Here is a 22,023-nt window from a genome sequence, read left to right as displayed (position 1 = left end):
TCCCGAGGGCTGGGGACGACGCGGAGTGCTGCACTGCAACACGACCTGCATAATCGATCACATTCGCGCGATTTTCAATCACGCAATGTTGATGAAACCAAAAAATGTGGGGGTGAGGTCAGGCCGGAACGTCGAACGGGGCGGCAGCCGGGCGACCCTGCGGCGACTCCGTGGCGACCGACAGCAGTTTACGATCCAGGACCCAGGCTGCAACCCCCACCCAGCAGACCAGGACGATGGCGTAGAGCCGCTCCCACCAGCCGACGTTGGCGTCATTGACCGTGCCGGGGAAGACGAGGTGCTTGGTCAGGACCGTCAGGATCGCCATAACGACGAAGGTGACGACGAGGAAGAGCTTCAGGCGCGGCACGTCCCGGCGTTTGGCCAGCCCCCACAGCAGCAGCATCGGCGCCAGCTGGATGCCCAGGGCCAGATTGATGATCATGTGGCGCGGATCGGGCCAGGGCCACAGCGTCGAGGCCGACATGCCGCCGCCGGCCAGGATGAAGACGATGGCGATGACCCAGGCCGCGACCCGCGCGCCGGTCAGGGCGTAGATGGCCAGGCCGAAGCCGATCCCCGCCAGCCCGGCCATGACGCCGGCGACGAAAACCCCGCCGTTGAAGATGATCGGCGCCTCGGCCGTCGCCCCGCCCAGTTCGCTCAGATACTGGGTCGCATTGTTGAAGCCGGGGTAGGCCAGGATGGCCACGGCGACCACCGTCAGGGCCAGAAGCGGGGCTGCGACGCCCACGCCCAGCAGACGACGACGGCGGTGATAGCGAAGCTGCGGCTTCAGCAGGGCGTGAAGGTCCAGCGGCCAGGGCCGGCCGTCCAGCGGCTTCAGCCCCCACAACGGGCGAATGGCCGGTATGCGACGCACGACCTCATAGATCGCCAGACTGCCGACGAAGGTGACGGCGATCAGGGACAGCAGTTCGACCGGCGCGAGAAGGTTCGCCGGGCGGATGATCCAGACGGCCGCGACCAGCACCGTCTGGTGCGCCAGATAGAGGGGGAAGGTCGCCTGGGTCAGATAGTTGAGCGCAGGGCCGCCCCGGTCGCGCAGATGGCGATAGCCGAAGCCCAGGATGGCGACGATCACCGCCCATTGGTCGATGCCGTACACGGCGGCCTTGGGCACGCCCCAGAAGGCCCGCGCGCCGGGATGCCAGACCTGGACCATCAGGATCGGCAGGGCGACGGCCGCCAGGGCCAGGGCGATCCAGCGATAGCGCTCCATCGTGCGCCACAGGCTCTCACGCCCCACGATGCTGAAGCCGAACAGGAAGGCGACCAGCGACAGGGCGTGGTTGTACCAGTCGTTGTGCAGGGTGTTGGTCAGGCCGAACCAGGGAAAGAGCAGCCAGCGGATGGCGAACAGATAGAGGATCGGCAGGATCAGCAGACGCGAGCCGGTCAGCGCCTTTTCCAGCCCGTTCCCCAGTCGGTCGATCAGACCGGGCTGGCGCCACAGCACCACGGCGACCAGGCTGTAGACGGCGATATAGACGATGAACCACAGATGGTTGACCGGCACGCCGTCGGCGAGGCCGCTCCAGCCGAACTCATGGCCCAGCCAGGCGACGAAGCCGGCGACGCCGCCGGGCCAGCCGCCCTTGTCCATCGACTCGATCCAGGACTGGATCGGCACCAGAACCAGGGCGCCGAAGATCAGGGGCGGGACCAGCCGCTCGAACCGGGCGCGAGCGACCTCGCGCGGGGTGCGCCGGAACGTCATGAACCGCAGGGCGGCGCCGGACACCAGAAACAGCAGGGTCAGCCGCCAGGGATTGGTGACCAGGATCGCCTCGCGCATCCACTCGAAGGTGTGGGCGCTGTGGATGTGCCAGTCATAGACCCCGTAAACCAGGCCCACATGATACAGGATCAGCAGGCCGAAGGCGCCGACCCGGATCCAGTCGAGATCGTAACGGCGCTGGGTCGGGGAAGCGGACGGGTTCACGGCCGCGTCTATGATCCGCGTCTGCGCATCAGGCAAGACGCCGGATGGACGCGGGGCGCCGCCAGCCCCGCATCCGGTTAAACGGACTAGACCGTCTCCGTCAGGCCCAAGGCCTTGAGCGTCGCTGTGATCGAGGCCTCCTGTTCGGCGCGGTACAGGGCCATCTCGTCCTGGACCGGGCGGCCCAGCGCCTGTTCGAAATCGGCCTTGGCGGGATCGACGGCATAGGCGGTTTCGCGGGCCTCCGAGCCCAGGTTGGACTGGAAGATGCCCGCGGCGCTGACGGGCAGGAAGTCTTCGTAGGTGATGGGTTCGGCGACCACGTGGCCCGCCGCGATCAAGGCGTCCAGATCGGCGGTCTCGGTGCGGGCGGCGAGACCCTCAGGCGTCGCGCGATAACGGAACCAGGCGAGGTCCGCGCGGCGCAGGGCGTCCCAGTCGTCGGGCAGGGCGGAGAAGTCCTTCTTCGCCAGCGCCGCGTCATACAGGGCGCGACCGGTAGGGGTCAGGGCGCAGCCGCGCTGTTCGATTTCGCCGAAGCGGGCGGTGTGGGCGCCCGCCGTGGGGCCGTCGGCGCCGGGGAAGGTGATCGCCTCCTGCAACGCCTTGAAGCTGGTCTGGCGCAACAGGATCGGGCAGGCGCGGGCGGGCGGGCCCTCGATGGTTTCTTTGGGCGAAATACCGCGTGCGGGCATGGCGGCCTGGGCCGCGTCGATATCCAGCGTGCGCGGCGTCAGGTGGTTGATGTGCGGCCCCTTGAAGCTGACCACATCGGCGATCAGACGGTGGGCGGCGACCAGGCGTTCGTAGGTCTCGGCGCTGACGGTCGCCTGGGCGTGCCAGCGGAAGGTCTCCAGCAGTTCAGACACGAACCGATCGGCCTGAGCCTCGTCCAGACCGCCGGCGACCTGCGCCGTCTCGATCAGTTCACGCGCGCCGGGGGTGAAGATGTCGCGGCGGGCCAGGGTCTCGGCCGCCTCCGCGCGCAAGGCTTCGTCCTCGATCAGCTCCAGCCGCAGCAGCGAGGTGAAGACCCGGAACGGATTGCGCGCGAGCGCGGCCGGATCGACGGGGCGGAAGGCGGTCGAATGGACCGGCACCCCGGCGGGGGCCAGGTTGTAGTAGCTGACCGGCTCCATCCCCATCACCGCAAAGGCGCGCGCGATCATGGCCAGTTCGTCGGCCGTGCCGACGCGGATGGCGCCGTGGCGTTCCTCGGACAGACGCGCCAGTTCGCCGGACGCCGCCAGCCGGTCTGCACCGCCGGCATCGGCTTTCAACGTCTGCGCATTGATGTCCGCCACCAGCGTCAGCAGGTCGCCGTATTGCGGCACCTCGGCCCGGTACATGGCGGACAGGGCGGCCGAAAACCGGCTGCGGATCTCGTCAGGATGGACGAAGGCGGACATGAGCGCTCCCATTTTTCGCCGATCCATAGGCCGACTGGCCGCCGGTTGAAACCCGGCGGCCGTCGCAAGGATCAGGCGTCGACGCCGACCCCGATCGGGCAGACCACGCCGGTCCCGCCGATGCCGCAGTATCCGGCTGGGTTCTTGGCCAGATAGCCCTGGTGATAACCCTCGGCGTAGAAATAGTCGCCCGCCGGCTGGATCTCGGTGGTGATCGTCCCGCGCCCGGCCTGGGTCAGGGCGGCCTGATAGGCGTCGCGCGAGGCTTCCGCCTCCGCCTGCTGCTCGGCGTTCAGCGTGTAGATGGCCGAGCGATAGGTGGTGCCGATGTCGTTGCCCTGGCGCATGCCCTGGGTCGGGTCGTGGTTCTCCCAGAAGGTCTTCAGCAGTTCGGCGTAGGTGATGACGCTCGGGTCGAACACGACCTTGACCACCTCGGCATGACCCGTCCGGCCGGTGCAGGTTTCCTCATAGGTTGGGTTGGGCGTGATCCCGCCGGAATAGCCGGCCGACGTCACCCACACGCCCGGCAACTGCCAGAAGATGCGCTCCACGCCCCAGAAGCAGCCCATGCCGAAGATGGCGGTCTGGAAGCCGTCGGGATAGGGCCCCTTCAGCGGATGGCCGCTGACATAGTGGTTCACATCGGTGTCCAGCGGCTCGGCGCGGCCGGGCAGGGCGGTCTCGGGCGTGGGCATTTCGGCGGTCTTCTTGAACAGCATTTGCGGCTCCCTCATCGGAAAATGGCGTTGAAGTCCATATGGGGATGCGAGAGGCGCTTGCCGAGGGGGCGAGTGTGTTCTATCAGGCCCGCCTCCCGCCGGATCGACCTCCGGCGGCGCGCAAGACGCAGCGTGAAACGGACAGGTGGCGGAGTGGTCGATCGCGCACGCTTGGAAAGCGTGTGTAGGTGAAAGCCTACCGAGGGTTCGAATCCCTCTCTGTCCGCCACACCCCCTCAGCAAGAGGCTAAAAAGCAAGAAGAATTCAGAATAGGCAGCTTCTCGCCCAACATTGTGCCCAACATATTAGATCGACATAGGCAGGAACTTCTCGGCATAAAAGCAGACGCTCAGCGGGACACCTGCCTTGATTCGATAGACGCGCTGACCGCTAATCAGCACGGGCAGTTTGGTGTTCATGTCGCTGAACAACACCACGGCGGCTTCATATTCGACCGACTTTGACGCCATCGGGAGTTCGCCCGCCTTGACGGCAGCGTTCTTGCCGTAGGCTTTGGTGAGCGTTTCCAGAAGTTCACGTTTGTATTCGGTGTCGAGATTGCCTGCCAGTTGGTCGCCTTTGGATTCGATAGCGACCAGTCGTTCACTGGCATCATCGCGCAAGGCTGCGAACACGAAGTCGGGATAGACGTTGCCGCGACGCCAGCCGCGAAGCGCGTAGCTGCCCTTGTCCGTGCCGTTGCGGTGCCACCATTTGATTACGGCTTCCGCGTCGAGATAGACGGCAACCTGCTTTTCGTCGTCGTTCAGGTCGCTGGCGTAGACGGGCAAAAACAGGCTGCGTTCCAGTGCGCCGCCACTCTTGCTTGGCACTTGGGGCACGGTTTCCGGCGCGCTTGTCCAAATGTGATCCGGCGCGGTCCAATCGCCAGCATCACCACGAACCCGGAATTCGATATGGCCAGAAGCCAGACGTTCGCCAAATACGGTGGCGGCTTGCGGCGGCTTGGGCATTCTTAGGCAAGGTGTCGGCAAAGGCGTCAGCATCGAACTTCGCCCATTCAATCGCCGGGAACAGGTCGCTTTCCGCATCAAGCAAGCGTGCGTTCTGCCCCTGTTCGATCCACAGCACTTGCGGCAAGGCAATGTCGGTCGTGCGCAAGGCATCGCGCCGGTTTAGCTTGCGCTTGCTGACGGTGCTGCCGCCCGTGTCCTTCAGCACCACGTCCTGCACAAGATCGCTCATGCCATCGTTGGGCAGCCCTTGCTTGATCGCCCCGACCACCGCCGCCGTTTCGGCGCGGTGCGTGAACACATAGGATTCGTCGAGTTCGGCAACGCCGGTGCGGATTGCGTGCGGCTGGCGCAAGATTCGCCCGACAAGCTGTGTCATCGCGCTTTCATTGTCCGATGCCGCCAAGGAGCACAGCACATAGGCAAAGGGGCAATCCCAGCCTTCGGCCAGCGCCGCCTTGGTGATGATGACGCGCACCCGGCAGGACGGTTTCAGCAAGTCCCGGTTTTCGGGCTTGTCCAGGTCGTTCACTTCAGACGTTTTCAGGGCAATTTCGGCTTCGTCGAGGCCAGCCGCGACCAGCCACGCCTTCACATCGTCGGCATGAATAAAGCCAGCGTCGCGCTGTTCCGCCCCGGTTCGTTCGGCCTGCACCAACAGGATTGGCCGGATATAGTGCCCGCCATCGCCGCGATAGGCTTTCGCCGTCACGTCCAGAGCATTCAGCTTGGCCAAGGATGCCTGAAGCGTCGCCGTCCAATCGCTGCCCGCCATGGGCACGATGTTGAGCGGCATCTTTAACATGCCTTCGCGTTCCAGTTCGCGCCCGGAAATTTCGACCAGCACGTTGGCTTTGCGTTCCGGCGTAGCTTCACGGGTCGCCGTGGCGGCACGGGCTGCCACGTCTTTGGGCGTCGCGCTCAGTTCCAGCACGAACAGCGGGTTGAAGCCGTAGAGCGTGCGGAACGCCAGATCAGAAACGGCCCTATGCCCTTCGTCCATCACAACCACGGGCCGGATGATGCGCAGAGCATTGCCCACCGAATCTTTGACCATCGGCCAAGCCGGTCCACCGTCTGCTAGGTCGTAGATGGACAGGTTCGGAATGGCGTCTTTCAGCGCCTTGTGCGCCGCTTGCTCGCCTTCGGCCGGCGTGAACCCATGCACGTCGCCACGGTCGCCAAAGAGTTTCAGTTGATCCTCTTGGCGTCTCACAGCCGATTGGAGCATCAGCACCATGACGCACAGATTGGCGTCCACATCCGCGCGATTGAGCGGGTCGCCTTTTTCCATGATTCGCACGCGACCAGCCGCCGCGCGGTCCAGCGTTTGCCGGTAAGCATGTTGGCGGTCTTTCAGCGCCTTGAGCGTTTGGGCGTAGATCGCTTCATTGGGCACGATCCACAGCACGAAGCCCGTATTCTTGGCGAGATACCGCCTGAATATCCGCGATAGCGCCGCACACGCGAGATAGGTTTTCCCCCTGCTAATGGCGCTAACGGCGCTAATCCGCCGTCCGGTCTGGCAGGAATAGCAGGCTTAGCGGGCCAGCCGGAATTGTTGTCGCTCATGGGACCAGTCTTCAAACTTCCTTGCGTGGCTTGCCGTCAACAACTGTGTTGGGCGGCAAGCGTTCGACCCAGCCGCTTTCGTCCAAGACTGTGACAGCAGCGCGCGCGGCCTTCGCCTCACGCAGTTCTGACGGGCCGAATTGATAGATCGTCGCGAGATGCAGGACGGGGTTCGGCTGGCCCTGCCACCAGTTCAGCAACCGTTGCGCCGTGCGCAGTTCGCGCGAAACCGTCGCCCCGCCGTTCAGCCGCAACATTTCATTGGCGTAATAGGTGGCGAGCGTGACGCCGGATTGCATGGCGATGGCGAGAATCTCCATCGCGTCGGCATTGCTATACAGGGTCAACACCGCCGCCAGCCGCCCGGCATGTTCGGCCAGTTTAGCCCCGAATGCGCGGATCGTCGATAATCCGCCGTCCGGCGCGATGGCCCGTTCGCATTCATCGTGGAACTTGATCCAGACCGCCTTGGCGTCGAGATGCAGCCGCATGGGTGGCGGGTCCAAGGCGTCGGGCATATCGGGCCGCGTGACGAACGAGCGTTTGAGCAAATGGGCCAGCCGGTTGTTATAGTCGGTCAGCACTGGATCCGTGCTCATGGCGGGTTCCTGATAGAACCGGATTCCCGCCGTGCTATTCGGTGCGACGATGAGCATCCGGGCCAACAGGCCGATGCCGTCAAACATGGTGGTGGTCGCCCGACATGACGGGATTGAGGAAGGTCCCGTTCCCCAGATCGGCCATCCGCTGGCCCTCGATCCCGCGACGCCATTTCATGGACGCCCATTCCCGACCCAGGGGCGCGGCCTCCTCGTTCGTCTGGGCGAAGGTTGAACGCACGGGCAGAGCCGCGGCGGCGACGCCTCCCAAGAGACCGGTCAGAGCGGCGCGGCGGTCGACGGGGTTCATGGGCGGTCCAGTTGTTGTTGTCATTGGAGCGGCAAGCGACGCCTAGGATTGCGCGAAATGACACCGATGGACAGAGTGGGATGTCGGATTAGTCTTTTTTGCGATCTGCTGGCGGGGAATGGACGCGTGGGCATGCGCCGTCAGATCATTCGCAACGGTGTGGGTCTTCTCGCTTCCGCACGAACGCTATCTCGGCCGCAGGAGCTTCGGATCCGTGCGATGAGAGTCTGGCCGCGCGCCACAGAAATCACGACCCGACACTTCAGCCTTTTCGGCCAAATAGGACTGCTTTGAACGCCCGGTGGGAGTCGTGGCCGATACGTCGCCTGATCTGCGACGGCGCCATATTATGTGGGCAAAGGTCGCTCCTAAGCCGCCAGAGCCGACGCAGATGACGCCAGCCATTCCAGTTCATCGCCGTAGGGATGGCAGTGGGCTAGGACGCGAGTTTCGCCGGTGGGCCAGGCCGTCAGGCGCAGCTCGACGTGGCTGCGGTCTCGGGTCCATTCGAAGCTGATCCAAAGCAGCGGGTGGTCGGCGTCGGCGCGGCGGCCGGCCGTCGAGAGGAGCGCCGTGATCTGGCGCCGGTCGTCGTCGCTCAGATATTGCAGCACCATGGTGTGCATGACGACGCGGCAGCGCCCGACCGCCTGCGGCTCGGCCAGCCGGTCGGCCAGCCAGGGCACGGCGTCGCCTTGATCGATGCGCGGAGGGTGATCGGCGGCGATGCGCAGGGCGTTCTCGAGGCGTCGGGTGCGCGCCGGTTGGTCAGCCCAGGCGAAGGCCAGCAGACGTTCGCGATGCGCCGGGTCTGCGGCGTTCAGCGGATTCAGATCGACGCCGCGCGCCGCCGCGATGGAGACCGGGACGACCTTGGGCGATGGACCCTGCCACAGGGGCTCGATCTGCACGTCCGAGAAAGGATCGCCGGCTGACGCCGACCCCAGAGCATAGGCGTAGCGATCCAGATTCAGGTTCAGGCCGCAGCTGGACCCGAGCTCGAGCAACTCGAAGGGCATGGCGCGATCCAGAGGGGCGGCCATCAGCGCGCTCATCAGCGCGGCGGCGCGCGCCACTTCGTTCGTCTGTGGCGGATGCAGGATCCAGTCGGCGATGTATCGATCGTTCCGGGCCAGGGCGTCGGCCACGGCCGCGTCGAAGTCGGTGTGTTCGCGACGATAGAGGCTGGTCAACGCGTAGGACCGACCCGCGCGCGCCAGGGCGTGCAGGGCGCCATTCAAGCGCAGGGCAAGGGCTGCCGCAGCCTGATCTCCCGGCCAGTCATAAAGCCGTGCGGCGGTGAGCGGCGCGTGCGAAAGCTGCCGGCTCGCGGCCTCGAGAACGCCGGCGACCAAGGGCGAACCCATGGCGCGGCAGCGGTCGGCCTGGGCCGCGAGTTCCTGGGTGAAACGGTCGGCGACGGGGCAGATCATCCAGTCACCGATGGCATCGTCGCGCATTCCGAATAAAACGAACTGTTACTTATCTGTCCCGGCGTGAAGCAGTATTCGCCCGGAAGTTGCAGCCCGGCGTTGCTTGAAGCGGCGACGGGAGGGGTGACTTACCTATGATCACCTCGCTTAACAGCGCGTGAATCGCACGAAGTTCAGGTCCGTTCGATGTAAACGGCCGGGCGTCGCCAGCTTAACTATCTTTTTAGTCGTTCTGTCATAGGGGGGGATAGTCACCTGCAAAAACAGGGTGTTTTGCGTAGCTCGAACACGGATCGGGCTGTGCGCAGTGGCGTCAGCTGAGTAATTGGCTGCCCCTAGGTAAGTATAAGTGCGTAACGGGGGCGAGCTCATGATGTCGAAGATGCGAATTCCGAGGAAGCTGCGGCTTTCCTTCACCCTGATCTGCGTCTCGGCGGCGGTCATGATGGCGGTGTTCTTCGCCACGATCATGATGATCCGCGCGTCCATCGAGAGCAACAATCTCAGCCGCACGATCGAGGCGCAGGCGATGTCGCTGGAAACCGCGATCCTGCGTCAGAACAGCCAGTTCCGGGGCTTTCTGGTCACCGGCGACGAGACCTATCTGAAATCCTACTACGAAGGGCGCGACGAGTTCGACAAGGTCGTCGTCGAGCTGAAGGGCCAGCTGGGCGACGCCGAAAAGCAGGCGCTGCTTGAAAAATCGCGCCTGGCCACCCTGGCCTGGAGGGCCGATTGGGGCGATCGCATGATCGCCGAGGTTCGCGCCGGCAAGCGCGAGCAGGCCCAGCAAGAGGTGCGCGACGCGGGCAAGAAGGTGCTGGTCAGCGACGCCGTCCTGCCTCTGCGTGACCTGCGCGAGGCCGAAGCCGCCGTCACCGAGAAGAATCTGGAACGTCAGCAGGCTGCGATCGTCACCGCGATCATCGCCCTGATCGTCGGCGGCATCGCTTTGATCACGATCGCCATGGTGCTGTCGGCCATGCTCAGCCGCATGATCGCGCGCCCGATCACGGTCCTGACCGAGGCCATGGGGCAACTGGCCAAGGGCGACAATGACATCGTCGTCGACGCCAGCCATGCCGACGAACTGGGCGACATGGCGCGCGCGGTTCTGGTGTTCCGGGACACCGCGCTGGCCAAGGCCGAGGCCGAACGGGCCAAGGCGGCCGCCGATCTGGCCAAGGACGCCGCCGAGCGCGAGAAGATCGTCGCCGACGCCGCGCAACGGCACGTCGTCGAGGAGCTGGACACAGCGCTGGAAGCTCTGGCCGCCGGCGATCTGACCCACACCATTCGCACGCCGTTCGCCCCGGAGTATGAGCGTCTGCGCACGGCCTTCAACGTGGCGGTGCAGGGTCTGGAAGAGAGCCTGGCCAGCGTCGCTGGGTCGGCACAGAGCGTTCGCCTGGGCGCCACCCAGATCTGCTCGGCGTCCGAAACCCTGTCGTTGCGAACCGAACAACAGGCGTCTAGCCTGCAGCAGACCACCACCGCCACCAACCATGTCACCGACATGGTCGGCGACACGGCGCGCAGCGCGGCCAACGCCCGCAACGCCATCACCCTGGCCAATGGCGACGCCGCGGACGGTCGTGCGATCGTCGAAGAAGCGATCGTCGCCATGGACGCCATCAAGGCCGGATCGCAAGAGATCGGCGAGATCATCAACATGATCGACGCCATCGCCTTGCAGACCAATCTTCTGGCCTTGAACGCCGGCGTCGAGGCCGCGCGAGCGGGCGATGCGGGACGCGGTTTTGCCGTGGTCGCCGGCGAGGTGCGCGAATTGGCCAAGCGCACCGTCGACGCCGCCAAGGATATCAAGCAGCTGATCAGCAAGTCGTCGGACGAGGTGCGGCTGGGCGTCGATCGCGTCGGTGAAACCAGCGAGATGCTGGCGCGCGTCGTGGCCAAGATCGGCGACGCCAACACCCTGATCGTGGACATCGCGCACGGGGCGCAGGTCCAGTCGGAAAACCTGAAGCAGGTCAACAGCGCCGTTGGCAGCATGGACCGCATGACCCAGCAGAACGCCGCCATGGCGGAAGAGGCGACGGCGGCGGCGCGCATCCTGGCGACCGAAGCCGACGAGCTGGCGACCCTGGTTTCCAGGTTCCGGCTGAATGCAACGACCTCGGCCGCACCGGCGCCTCGCCGGGACACCGCGTCCGCTCCCAGGTCGGCGCCCAAAGTCATCCGCACGGTCGGTGCGCTCGCCCTGTCAAGCGAAGCGGCCGATGACGACTGGAACGCGTTCTAAGATATCGATCCAGTTGAGTGTAGAAGAAATCGGCGCAACAATACGAACTTCGTAAGCGTCGTTATGTCAGTATTAATCCGTAGTCTGGCATTATAAATCATCAAACACTTCCGTGTTTTATTGATAACAGCCATGCAAGAAACTGCATGGAAGAATTTCCGAACGAAAATCAGTTGTCCAGTCTCTGTACTGCCGGACAACGCTTTGGAGGCTTCCTTGAAATCCCTGTACCTCACGGCCGCGTTTGCGCCGCTTATCCTCGCCATGCCTGCTCATGCGCAGACGCAACCTGCGCCGCAGCACCAGACGGCCTGGGAGGCCAGCCGGACGCGGGCCAATGACGACGTGATCGTGACGGGCGTGGCCAAGGCGCGCGACAGGCTGGACAGCGCGACTTCCACCAGCTCGATCAACGATGTCGAGATCGCCAAGATCGGGGCCTTCGCGATCAACGATCTGTTCCGCACCATCCCCGGCATCCGCGCCGAGGCCAGCACGGGCGAGACCAACGGCAACTATACAATCCGTGGCCTGCCGATGGTCAGCACCGGTGCAAAGTATCTGCAGTTCCAGGAAGACGGTCTGCCAGTTCTGGAGTTCGGCGACATCCTGGCCCTGACGTCCGACTACTTCATGCGGTACGACTTCAACGTCGGCCAGATCGAGTCCATCCGGGGCGGGTCGTCCTCGACCTTCGCCTCGAACGCGCCGGGCGGCGTGATCAACCTGATCTCGCAGACGGGTGAGGTCGAAGGCGGCTCGGTCCAGGTGTCTTCGGGCCTGGATTACGACACCTATCGCGGCGACTTCAGCTATGGTGGTCACCTGAGCGACACCGTGCGCTTCCACGTCGGCGGCTTCTATCGCGAGGGTGAAGGCCCGCGCGACGCCGGCTTCACGGGCAACAAGGGCGGCCAGATCAAGGCGAACATCACCAAGACCTTCGACGGCGGCTTCGTGCGTCTGTACGGCAAGATCCTGGACGACACCGTCATCGCCTATGGGCCGACGCCTCTGCTGGTGTCCGGCACGAACGACGATCCCAACTATGGCGACGTTCCGAACTTCTCGATGACGCGCGACACCCTGACGTCGCGCAACACTACGGTCTTCCCGCTGCTGGACGGCGACAACAACCTGAAGCGCGTCAATCTGCAGGACGGCAATCAGGTTCAGGTGCGCGCGCTGGGCTTCCAGACCCGCTTCAACCTGCACGGCTGGACGATTTCCGAGCATATGCGCTACGCGCAGCAGTCGGGTGACCAGTCGTTCAACTATCCGCTGGCCGTGGTGCCCGCGGCCCAGGCGCCGCTGGCGTTCGGCCGTCGTCCCGGAACCCTGGCTTACGCGACGGGACCGCGCGCCGGTCAGGCGATCACAAGCCCGACGACCCTGAACGGCAACGGCCTGCTGGCCTATTCGACCCTGGTCCACACCGACATCGACAGCCTGGACAACTTCACCAACGACCTGCGCGCCAACCGCGTCTGGAAGATCGGTGGCGGCGACCTGACGACCACCGTTGGCGTCTACTCGGCCCAGCAGGATCTGAAGTTCGATCGTCAGTACATTCCCTTCCTTCAGGACGTCGTGGGCGGCGGAAACTCGGCCCTGGTCGATATCGTCAATACGAATGGCACGCCCCGCACGCAGGACGGCGTCGTCAACTTCTTCGGTCCCTCGGGCGCCGGGTCCAACTCGCGCACCGATGTGACGTACAAGGTGCTGGCGCCCTACGCCTCGCTGAACTACCGGCTGGGCAAGCTGGCGCTGGGCGGGTCGATCCGTTTCGACAGCGGCGACGTCAGCGGCCGCACGGTCGCCAACGGCCTCACCGACGTCCGCACCATCGACGTGGACAACGACGGCGTCATCTCGGAAGCGGAGCGCACCTTCGCCTTTGCGCCGGCCGCCAGCGCCACTCCGGTCGACTACGACTACGACTATGTTTCGTATTCGCTCAGCGCCAACTACCGCGTCTCGGACAGCTTCTCGACCTTCGCCCGCTACAGCGAGGGCGCGCGCGCCGCAGCGGATAAAATCCTGCGTTCGCCGGCTATCAGCAATGTCGACGGCGACCTGCTGCAGGCCGACGCGGCCTATGATCCGGTGAACCAGGCCGAAATCGGCATGAAGTACCGGGCCAACGGCCTGTTCGCCAACGTCACGGGCTTCTGGGCCGAGGTCAGCGAGACCAATCAGCAGATTCGCGCGGATGCCGGCGGCGTCACCCGTCTGGTTCTGGTCCAGCGCAGCTACGAGGCCAAGGGCGCCGAGTTCGAGGCCGGCGTGCGTCACGGTCCGTTCAGCCTGACCGGCAGCGCCACCGTCACCAGCGCCGAGATCACCAAGGCCGAGGACGCGGCCCTGGTCGGCAACTCGCCGCGCCGTCAGGCCGACCTGATCTTCCAGGTCATGCCGCAATACGAGACGGACCTGTTCACGGTGGGCGCCAGCGTCGTCGGCACGACCGAGAGCTATACGCAGGACGTCAACCAGCTGAAGATGCCGGGCTACGCGACCGTCAACGCCTTCGTCCAGGTGCGCCCCATCGACCGCGTAGTGCTGTCGGTGACCGCCAACAACCTGTTCGACGAAACCGCCCTAACGGAAGTGTCGGCCGACAGCCTGCCCGCCAGCGGCGTGGTCCTGGCCCAGGCGCTGCCTGGACGCACCGTCACCGCGGCCGTGCGCTTCTACTTCTGATGCAAGGCAGGCTTCCGGGCGTTAGCCCGGAAGCCTGTTCCGTCAGAGCCTATATCCAGTGACAGCGAGCGGCGTTGTTCAGAAGCCGAGCGGATTCGAAGATCAGGTGATCGGCGGACAGGGGTTTGGGGATGACGACGTCGGCGCCGGCGCGTGAGGCCAAGTCGCGATGGTTGGACGAGGCGTTGGCCGTCAGCATGGCGATCGGGAGCCTGTTGATCTCGCGCTGCTGTTCGCCTCTGCGGATGCTGCGGATGGCCTCGACGCCGTCCATGATCGGCATCTGCATGTCCATCATGATTAGGTCGTAGGCGTGCGCCGACCACAGATCGACGGCTTCCTGGCCGTTTTCGGCGACATCGATATGACAGCCGAAGCCGCCGAGAAGCGCCTGGACGACCTGCTGGTTGACGAGATTGTCCTCCGCCAAGAGGATCCGCGCGCCATAGAGTCGATCCAGCGCCTCCACATGGCTCTCGCTTTCGCGGGTGATCTCGCCGCTGGGACCCATCGGCAATTCGAGAACGAAGAGCGTTCCCCGACCGGGCTTTGAACGCACCCTGAGGCCGCCGCTCATCAGCTCCGCCAGACGACGACTGATGGAGAGGCCAAGACCCGTGCCGCCGAACCGCCGCGAGATGGAATCGTCGGCCTGGCTGAACGGCGAGAACAGCAGTTTGGCCGTCGATCGGTCAAAGCCCATGCCGGTATCGGCGACGCGGATGCGAAGACGCCTGGACGGCTTCGAGTAGCGCGCATCGACCAGCACCTGGCCGGCTGCAGTGAACTTGATGGCGTTGGAGACCAGGTTCAGCACGATCTGACGCAGGCGGGCCCCGTCGCCCATGAGATGGGCTGGAAGACCGTCGAACCGGGAGATCAGCTCAAGTCCCTTTTCGCTGGCCAGCGGCCGCATCAGATCGACCGCGCCGGAGATGGTGTCGGACGGCGCAAAGGGTTCGTCGACAAGGTTCATCTCGCCGGCCTGGATTCTGGACAGGTCCAGCACATCGTCCAGGATGCGCCTCAGCGTCTCGCCGGACTTGATGATCAGATCGACCTTCTGGCGCGCGTCGTCGGGCAGATCGGCGCCTGACAGGGACTGCGCCAGGCCCAGGACGCCGTTCAACGGCGTGCGGACCTCATGGCTCATGGTCGCGAGGAAGGTGTCGCGCAGCGCCGCGGCGCGTTCCGCGACCAGCCGCGCTTCCGAAAGGGCCTCCAGAGCCAGCACATGTTCGGTCACCTCGAAACGGATGGCCGTGTAGGACGCCGGACCCTCGGGACCGCTGAGCGCCGGCACGATGGTCGTATCGACCCAATAGAGGCTGCCGTCCTTGCGGCGGTTCCGCAACGTGCCGGTCCACACCTTGCCGCTGCGGATCGTGCGATACAGATCCTGGAAGAAGGCCTTGGAATGCAGGCCGGAGTTCACGATCCGATGGGTCGAGCCGATCAATTCTTCTCGGCTGTAACCGCTGACCGCCACGAACTTCTCGTTGCAGTCGGTGATGACCCCATGGCGATCGGTCGTCACCAGGATAGCGGCGACTTCGAGGGCTCTTCGAAGTTCAGCATCGGGCGCGCCTCCCATGCTCATCCCCAGCGATCGGGTCGCCGTGACTGGGTGGGCGGGATGTCTTCTGACCGACGCCATCGGCTCTTTCCGGTTGTTGCCTCGCCACCTTGTTTCCAAAGGCTTGCTTGGCAATCTAGGATTGCGCCGGTACGAAATCATTTCCTTCTGGATGCGCTGTTAGGAGTTCGGTAGCCCTAAGGGTTGACCTCCGTCTATCTTGCAGGTTGCGGCCAATCCTGTCACACCAGACTTATGGGTGTTCGGGGGACGATGGACGAGTTCACCGTGCGGGCGTTCGATGATCCCGCGATGGCGTTGTATGCGCTCGACACCGCCTTGCTCGAACTCGATCGCCAGCTTGATCGCGTCCTGCGCGCCGATGGTCAAAGCAATGCCGCCGTCCGCGCCTTGAGCCTGATCGCCGGCGAGGGCCGTCGCGGCGTCAAACAATGCGCTCTCGGGTCGACGCTTCAGGCGGCGCCGGCCTCGCTGTCGCGTCTGGTCGATCATCTGGTTCGCGCCGATCTGGTCAAGCGTTCGCCCCATCCGAACGACCGGCGCGTCACCATGCTGGAAATCACCGAGGCAGGCCGCGCTGTTCTGGACGATCGGCGGTCGCAATACGGGCGTCTTGCCGGACTGTTGACCAGCGAGGGTCTGAAGACCGCCGCCCAGCTGATCCCGCTGCTGCAGGCCATGGCGAAGGACGTCGGTCACGCCGCGACCTGACGCCAGACCGGCGCAAACAATGCTTCCGCTGTGAAACAGTCTACAGGCTGAAAAGACTTCAACCGGCTTTTAGATCGAACCTCGTCCAACTTACCGCCATGCAAGGGGGCCGTCATGTCGGACGCAATGAATCTGGACCAAAGACTTCGCTTCTTGAAGCTGGACAAGGCCGCGAGGTCCCGTCTTGCTGACGCCAGACCCGTCATCGAGGCGGCGCTTCAGCCCAGCCTTGAAGCCTTTTACGCCCAGGTTCGTGCGACGCCGGACGTGGCCCGCTTCTTCGGTGCGGAAAGCCAGATCGCTGGAGCCAAGGACGCCCAGGCGCGACACTGGGGCCTGATCGCCTCGGGCGCCTTTGATCCGGCCTATGTCGAGGGCGTGCGCCGCATCGGCCAGACCCACGCCCGGATAGGGCTGGAGCCGCGCTGGTACATCGGCGGCTACGCTCTGGTCCTGGAAGGGCTGATCGAGGCGATCATCACATCCCACGCCAAGACGCGGTCGCTGTTTTCAAAGCGCGACGACGGCAAGGCCTTGGCGGCGACGCTGGCCAGTGTGGTCAAGGCCGCCATGCTCGACATGGATTTCGTCATTTCGCTGTATTTGGAAGCCTCCGAGGCCAAGCGCCTGGAGGCGGACCAGAAGCGTGCCGAGGCCGAGGCCGAACAGACGCGGGTGGTGGAGGACACGGCGGCGGCTCTGGCGGCTCTGGCGCAGGGCGACCTTCGGACTCGCATCGCGTCGGACTTCACCGGCGGCTACGCGCGGCTGAAGACCGACTTCAACACCGCCATGCAGCGTCTGGACGACGCCATGGCCGAGATCGCCGGCAATACGGGCGCCATGCAACTGGGCGCCGCCGAAATCAGCGAAGCCGCCGACGACCTGTCGCGGCGCACCGAGCATCAGGCGGCGACGCTGGAGGAAACGGCGGCCGCGCTGGACGAGATCACCGCCACGGTGAAGCGGGCGGCCGAAGGCGCCAGTCGCGCCGCCGCGGTCGTCGAAACCTCGCGTCAATCCGCCGAGCAGTCGCGCGAGGTGGTCAGCCGCGCCGTCGAGGCCATGACCGCGATCGAACAGTCGTCGTCTCAGATCAATCAGATCATCGGCGTCATCGACGAGATCGCCTTCCAGACCAACCTTCTGGCCTTGAATGCGGGCGTCGAGGCCGCGCGCGCAGGCGACGCCGGGCGAGGATTCGCCGTGGTGGCCTCCGAGGTTCGAGCCCTGGCGCAGCGCTCCGCCGAGGCGGCCAAGGAGATCAAGTCGCTGATCACCACCTCGTCCGTCCAGGTGAAGTCCGGCGTCACCCTGGTCGCAGAAACGGGCGAGGCGCTGTCGTCCATCGTCAAGCGCGTCGCCGAAATCGACGAGCTGATGAACGAGATTACGGCCTCGACGCGCGAGCAATCGACGGCGCTGGAAGAGGTCAACACCGCCGTCAACCAGATGGACCAGGTGACCCAGCAGAACGCCGCCATGGTCGAACAGTCGACGGCGGCCAGCCACAGCCTGACCTCTGAAAGCCGTCAGCTGTCGGATCTGGTCCAGCGCTTCAGCCTGACGCGCGAAACCGCGCTCAGCAGCCGAGCCCTCGCCGCGCCGGCGCCGCGCAAGCCGAGCGCGCCTCGGCCCATGCGTCCGGCCGTCCTGCGATCCTCCGGCTCGGCCGCCCTGGCCGTCGTGGAGGAGGCGGACACGGCCGGCTGGGAGGAGTTCTGACAATGAGCCAAGGAAGCGCAAGCTACCGGATGACCCTGGCCTGCGGGCGGCTTTTGATGCTCGACGAGATCAATGCGCTGACGTCGCGCTGGAACGAAGCCCTGGCCGCCAGCCAGACCGACGAACAGACCTTCCAGACCATATCCAATGCTTGGCGCGACATGGGCGCCTTCATCAGCCGCGCCGTCTTTCAAAACGCCGCCGACGTCCGCCGACTATCGCTCGAACACCGCTGCCAAAGCGCCGGCAATGACAACGGCTGACTGACGGAGCTGCCTACTCGGCTGCGACCAAAACAGCTGGTCGGCGTGACATCAGCATGATCATCAGCAGACCAAGGGCGGACGCGCCGGCGCCGGCCAGAGCGACGGCTGGGTAGCCGAGGCCGCCGGCGATGACGGCGCCGCCCAGAGCGGCCCCGATGGCGTTGCCGAGATTGAAGGCGCCGATGTTGACAGCCGAAGCCAGGTTCGGGGCGTCACGCGCTGCATCCATCACACGAACCTGAAGCGGCGGCACGAGCGCGAAGCTGGCGATGCCCCAAAGGAAGATGAGAACGGCGCTTACGCTGGCGAACGGCATGGCAACGGCGAAGGTCAGCAGGACCAGCGACAGGCCAGCGAGGGTGACAATCAGCGTGCGATCGACGGAACGGTCAGCAAACTTGCCGCCGATCCAGTTGCCGACGGTCAGGCCAAGCCCATAGAGGACGAGCATCGCGGTGATGAAACCCAGCGACGCGCCGGTCTGTTCGCGTAGGATCGGCGTGATGTAGGTGAAGACGGTGAACATGGCGCTGGAACCGATAACTGTCAGGGCCAAGGCCGACAGGACGCGTCTGCGGCCAAGCACGCGCAGTTCAGCCAACATGTCGCCGGCGGCAGGTGCGGCGGCTTTCGGCAGGGTCAGGGCGAGGGCCGCCATCACCATGACGCCGATCATCGCAATGCCCCAGAAGCTGGCCCGCCAGCCCAAGGTTTCCCCGGCCCAGGTGGCCAGAGGCACGCCCAAGACATTGGCGATGGTCAAGCCCATGAACATGGCAGCCACCGCCCCGGCCTTGCGGTCCGGCGGCACCAGCCCGGCGGCGACGATGGCGCCGACGCCAAAGAAGGCGCCATGGTTCAGCGACGTGATGATCCGCGCGATCATCAGCAGGGCGTAGTTGTCAGCCAGCGCAGACAGCGCATTGCCAATCGTGAAGATGCCGGCGAGCCCGATGAGCAGGGCGCGGCGCGGAACACGGCCCGTGGCCAGGGTCATCAAGGGCGCGCCCAGGACGACGCCCAGAGCGTAGGCGCTGATCAGCAGACCGGCCGATGGAATAGAGACGCCCAGATCGGTCGCGATGACGGGCAACAGCCCCATCGGGGCGAACTCGGTCACGCCGATACCGAACGCGCCGGCGGCGAGCGCCAGCAGGGGAGGGTTGAGTTTCATAGGATGGAAATCCGCAGACCAATAAGACTTGCGCACAGATGGACGCGGTCGTGCCCAGCGGTTAGGCCTTTCGGAAGCGAAGGATTTTTGAAATGCACGCAAAGGCGCCGTCAGCGGGCGCGGATCGCGCCCGCGACATGGAGGTGTTCGCGGCTGTGGCTGCGGCCGGCAGCTTTTCAGCGGCCGGTCGGGTTCTTGGGCTGACGCCATCGGCGGTAAGCCGAACGATCGATCGGATCGAGGCGCGACTGGGTGTGCGGCTCGTCCTGCGGACAACCCGCGCCTTGACGTTGACGGTCGAGGGCCAGGCCTATCTGAGCGCCGCACGGAGAATTGTCGCCGACCTGGATGAGGCCGAGCAGTCCATCTCGGACCAGGGCGCGCCGCAGGGACGCCTAAGGGTCAGCGCATCCCTGGCGCACGGTCGGCAGGTGGTCGTGCCGCTGATCGGCGCGTTCGTGGCGCGCTACCCGCAAATCCTCGTCGATATCAATCTGACGGATACGGTCGTGGATGTCGCGGCCGGACAGGCCGATGTCGCCATTCGCTTCGGACCGCTGCTGGACAGTCCGCTGACGGCGCGACGGCTGGGTGAGACAGGGCGAACGATCGTGGCGTCGCCAGCCTATCTCGCGCGTCGCGGCGTGCCGCACGTGCCAGAGGACCTGCACCAACATGACTGTCTGAACTTCAACTTCCGAAGGTTGGAGCCCGTGTGGCCTTTCCGACGGGACGGTCGTGACTATGCGCTCACGGTTCGCGGCCCCGTGGAAGCAAACAATGGCGAGAGCCTGACGCAGCTTGCGCTGGCCGGCGTCGGCGTAACGCGCGTGGGCAACTTCAGCGTCGCCGACGCCATCGCGAAGGGAGAGCTCGTGCCGCTGCTCGAGGATTTCAATCCTGGTGATCGTGAGCCCATCCATGCCGTCTTTGTCGGCGGCGCGAGCGTGCCCGCTCGCATCCGGGTATTCGTCGACTTCTTGGTCGATCAGTTGCGGCCACGGTCGGTTACAACAGACACGGCCGAAGTCGCCCCCAGTGCTGGAACGGGGTGATCGCGGCAATTCGTCGTAGAAATGAACCCTGCGGAACCGTCACAGCTGGCTTGGCTTTTCCCTTTCACGGGGATCAGGAGATCCGGCAAGGGGCGAGGGTGCAGGTTTGAGTTGGATGCCGTATTGCGGACCCGCGCCAGCCTTTGGCGAGTGGCGCTGGAATCTTGATCCGATCTTGCTGGCCATCCTCGTTGCAGCCGCGGGCCTGGTCGTGTGGCGGCTGGAAGGGCGGCGGCGCGGTTATGGCCTAGCGGCGGTCGCGGTATTGGCCGTTGGATTTGTGTCCCCCCTGTGCGCCCTCAGTTCGGCGCTGTTCTCGGCGCGGACGGTGCATCATGTGCTGTTGGTCGGCCTCGCCGCGCCCTTGCTGGCGGCCGCAATGCCCATGAGACGTTACGGGTCGCTGATCCTGGCGACGGCGGTGCAGGCGGTGGTGTTCTGGGCCTGGCACGCGCCTGACGCCTATGGCGCCGCCCTGTCGAACGATGCGGTCTATTGGGTGATGCAGATCAGTCTGCTGGCGAGCGCCGTCTGGTTCTGGTGCGCGGCGCGGTCGGCGTCTGCGCCGGCGGCGGTCATCGCCCTGTTGGCGGCCATGCTGGCGATGGGGTTGCTCGGGGCGGTGCTGACCTTTGCGGGGCAGGCGGTCTATGCGCCCCATGCCTATTCGACCTTGGCCTGGGGCCTGACGCCGCTTGAGGATCAGCAGGCGGCCGGGCTGATCATGTGGGCGCCGGCGGCGGCGCTGTATCTGTTCGCGGCCCTGTGGCGGCTGGGGCGGATGATCGGCCCCGACGCCGAGGCGCATCCGGCATGATCGAAAGACTGTTCAGGCAGCTGCTGGAATGGGCGGCGGGTCACCACGACGAGGGTCGCTATTCGCCCGTCGGCATCGGCTTTCATTGGGTGATGGCGGGGCTGGTGATCTTCCAGCTCGGTTGGGGTTGGTGGATGGGGCGCCAGCCGGTGGGCGGCGCCATGATGGCCGCCTACGACCTGCATTTCGCGATCGGCGTGCTGATGCTGATCCTGGTGATCGGCCGGCTGTCGTGGCGTTTGCTGGCGCCCGACCTGATCAACGATGCGGACAAGCCGGGTTGGGAGAGCATGGCCGCCCATGTGACCCACTATGTCTTCTATATCTGCCTGTTCGGCCTGCCGCTGTCGGGCTGGGCCATGATTTCGGCGACGGATCGGACACGTCAGCTGGAGACGTTGGGCTTCATCAAATGGCCGCTGCTGCCGCTGCAGGATCTGTCCAACACCCAGCTATGGGCGATCGAGGCGGCGGCGGAATGGATGCACTGGGGACTGGTCGTCACCCTGCTGCTGATGATCCCGATCCACGCCGGCGCCGCGCTCAAGCACCATCTGATCGATAGGGACGACGTGTTTCACGCGATGCTGCCGGTCGTGCCGCAGCTTCGACCGAAGCGGACCCGGTGGCAGCGGCGCTGGCGCGCGCTGGAGAAGCGGGTTGCGTCGACAGCCAGGACGCTATGGCGCGGGCTTCTGGGTCCGAAAGCGATTTGACGGCGGC

The 22,023-nt window shown here is 65.1% G+C and carries 18 protein-coding genes and 1 tRNA gene; 9 read left to right on the top strand and 10 right to left on the bottom strand.

From position 1 onward, the window contains the following. Nucleotides 1-118: 118 nt before the first annotated feature. From E7T10_RS13325 to msrA, 3 genes are all read right to left on the bottom strand, one after another. The gene (locus E7T10_RS13325) at nucleotides 119-1,966 is read right to left on the bottom strand and encodes an acyltransferase family protein (protein WP_246846035.1); all 1,848 of its coding nucleotides are present in this window, start codon (nucleotides 1,964-1,966) and stop codon (nucleotides 119-121) included. 86 nt (nucleotides 1,967-2,052) lie between these two features. Next, nucleotides 2,053-3,375 (bottom strand): VOC family protein, encoded by a 1,323-nt coding sequence (locus tag E7T10_RS13320; RefSeq protein ID WP_137722178.1) that lies wholly within the window; start codon nucleotides 3,373-3,375, stop codon nucleotides 2,053-2,055. 71 nt (nucleotides 3,376-3,446) lie between these two features. Continuing rightward, a complete protein-coding gene (gene msrA / locus E7T10_RS13315) occupies nucleotides 3,447-4,097 on the bottom strand; it encodes a peptide-methionine (S)-S-oxide reductase MsrA (protein ID WP_137722177.1) in 651 nt (216 codons plus the stop codon). Between the two features lie 139 nt (nucleotides 4,098-4,236). Between msrA and E7T10_RS13310 the strand changes: the two genes are divergently transcribed. Further along, nucleotides 4,237-4,326: transfer RNA gene (locus E7T10_RS13310), tRNA-Ser, on the top strand. 77 nt (nucleotides 4,327-4,403) lie between these two features. Here E7T10_RS13310 and E7T10_RS13305 read toward each other — a convergent pair. The 5 genes from E7T10_RS13305 to E7T10_RS13285 form a co-directional block, all read right to left on the bottom strand. Then, a complete protein-coding gene (locus E7T10_RS13305; RefSeq protein WP_137722176.1) occupies nucleotides 4,404-5,072 on the bottom strand; it encodes a hypothetical protein in 669 nt (222 codons plus the stop codon). Then, nucleotides 4,993-6,519: a DEAD/DEAH box helicase family protein gene (locus E7T10_RS13300; RefSeq protein WP_246846159.1), complete on the bottom strand. Its 1,527-nt coding sequence runs from the start codon at nucleotides 6,517-6,519 to the stop codon at nucleotides 4,993-4,995. The genes E7T10_RS13305 and E7T10_RS13300 overlap by 80 nt, the downstream gene beginning before the upstream one ends. A 136-nt stretch (nucleotides 6,520-6,655) precedes the next feature. Continuing rightward, nucleotides 6,656-7,330 carry a DUF3987 domain-containing protein gene (locus E7T10_RS13295; protein WP_137722174.1) on the bottom strand — a complete coding sequence of 225 codons (675 nt, stop codon included), beginning with the start codon at nucleotides 7,328-7,330 and terminating at the stop codon, nucleotides 6,656-6,658. Further along, on the bottom strand, nucleotides 7,323-7,553 hold the full coding sequence (locus E7T10_RS13290; protein WP_246846034.1) for a hypothetical protein: 231 nt from the start codon (nucleotides 7,551-7,553) through the stop codon (nucleotides 7,323-7,325). The genes E7T10_RS13295 and E7T10_RS13290 overlap by 8 nt, the downstream gene beginning before the upstream one ends. Before the next feature lie 368 nt (nucleotides 7,554-7,921). Beyond that, a complete protein-coding gene (locus E7T10_RS13285) occupies nucleotides 7,922-9,013 on the bottom strand; it encodes a DUF2332 domain-containing protein (RefSeq protein ID WP_246846033.1) in 1,092 nt (363 codons plus the stop codon). Nucleotides 9,014-9,356: 343 nt separating this feature from the next. Here E7T10_RS13285 and E7T10_RS13280 point away from each other — a divergent pair, with 343 nt between their 5' ends. Both E7T10_RS13280 and E7T10_RS13275 read left to right on the top strand, forming a co-directional pair. Next, entirely contained in the window at nucleotides 9,357-11,249 is a 1,893-nt protein-coding gene (locus tag E7T10_RS13280; protein ID WP_137722173.1) for a methyl-accepting chemotaxis protein, read from the top strand. A gap of 216 nt (nucleotides 11,250-11,465) precedes the next feature. Then, complete coding sequence (locus tag E7T10_RS13275; protein ID WP_137722172.1) at nucleotides 11,466-13,955, top strand: TonB-dependent receptor domain-containing protein; 2,490 nt, start codon at nucleotides 11,466-11,468, stop codon at nucleotides 13,953-13,955. Between the two features lie 49 nt (nucleotides 13,956-14,004). Here E7T10_RS13275 and E7T10_RS13270 read toward each other — a convergent pair whose 3' ends face one another. Next, nucleotides 14,005-15,555, bottom strand: coding sequence for an ATP-binding protein (locus tag E7T10_RS13270; protein ID WP_168189947.1), 1,551 nt, complete (start codon nucleotides 15,553-15,555; stop codon nucleotides 14,005-14,007). Between the two features lie 249 nt (nucleotides 15,556-15,804). Here E7T10_RS13270 and E7T10_RS13265 point away from each other — a divergent pair, with 249 nt between their 5' ends. From E7T10_RS13265 to E7T10_RS13255, 3 genes are all read left to right on the top strand, one after another. Beyond that, nucleotides 15,805-16,263 (top strand): MarR family winged helix-turn-helix transcriptional regulator, encoded by a 459-nt coding sequence (locus tag E7T10_RS13265; RefSeq protein ID WP_168189946.1) that lies wholly within the window; start codon nucleotides 15,805-15,807, stop codon nucleotides 16,261-16,263. A gap of 114 nt (nucleotides 16,264-16,377) precedes the next feature. Beyond that, nucleotides 16,378-17,988 carry a globin-coupled sensor protein gene (locus E7T10_RS13260; protein WP_137722169.1) on the top strand — a complete coding sequence of 537 codons (1,611 nt, stop codon included), beginning with the start codon at nucleotides 16,378-16,380 and terminating at the stop codon, nucleotides 17,986-17,988. 2 nt (nucleotides 17,989-17,990) lie between these two features. Continuing rightward, nucleotides 17,991-18,251 carry a hypothetical protein gene (locus E7T10_RS13255; protein WP_137722168.1) on the top strand — a complete coding sequence of 87 codons (261 nt, stop codon included), beginning with the start codon at nucleotides 17,991-17,993 and terminating at the stop codon, nucleotides 18,249-18,251. 13 nt (nucleotides 18,252-18,264) lie between these two features. On the opposite strand, the gene E7T10_RS13250 is transcribed toward E7T10_RS13255, so the two are convergent. Further along, nucleotides 18,265-19,428: an MFS transporter gene (locus tag E7T10_RS13250; protein WP_137722167.1), complete on the bottom strand. Its 1,164-nt coding sequence runs from the start codon at nucleotides 19,426-19,428 to the stop codon at nucleotides 18,265-18,267. A gap of 92 nt (nucleotides 19,429-19,520) precedes the next feature. On the opposite strand from E7T10_RS13250, the gene E7T10_RS13245 reads away from it, so the two are divergent. From E7T10_RS13245 to E7T10_RS15970, 3 genes are all read left to right on the top strand, one after another. Further along, a complete protein-coding gene (locus tag E7T10_RS13245) occupies nucleotides 19,521-20,483 on the top strand; it encodes a LysR substrate-binding domain-containing protein (protein WP_137722166.1) in 963 nt (320 codons plus the stop codon). 175 nt (nucleotides 20,484-20,658) lie between these two features. Next, entirely contained in the window at nucleotides 20,659-21,300 is a 642-nt protein-coding gene (locus E7T10_RS13240; protein ID WP_246846032.1) for a cytochrome c oxidase assembly protein, read from the top strand. Next, on the top strand, nucleotides 21,297-22,016 hold the full coding sequence (locus E7T10_RS15970; protein ID WP_137722165.1) for a cytochrome b: 720 nt from the start codon (nucleotides 21,297-21,299) through the stop codon (nucleotides 22,014-22,016). The genes E7T10_RS13240 and E7T10_RS15970 overlap by 4 nt, the downstream gene beginning before the upstream one ends. Nucleotides 22,017-22,023: the final 7 nt, after the last annotated feature.

It is taken from the genome of Brevundimonas sp. SGAir0440, assembly GCF_005484585.1.
Taxonomy (GTDB): Bacteria; Pseudomonadota; Alphaproteobacteria; order Caulobacterales; family Caulobacteraceae; genus Brevundimonas.
This window is presented reverse-complemented; position numbering and strand designations above follow the sequence as displayed.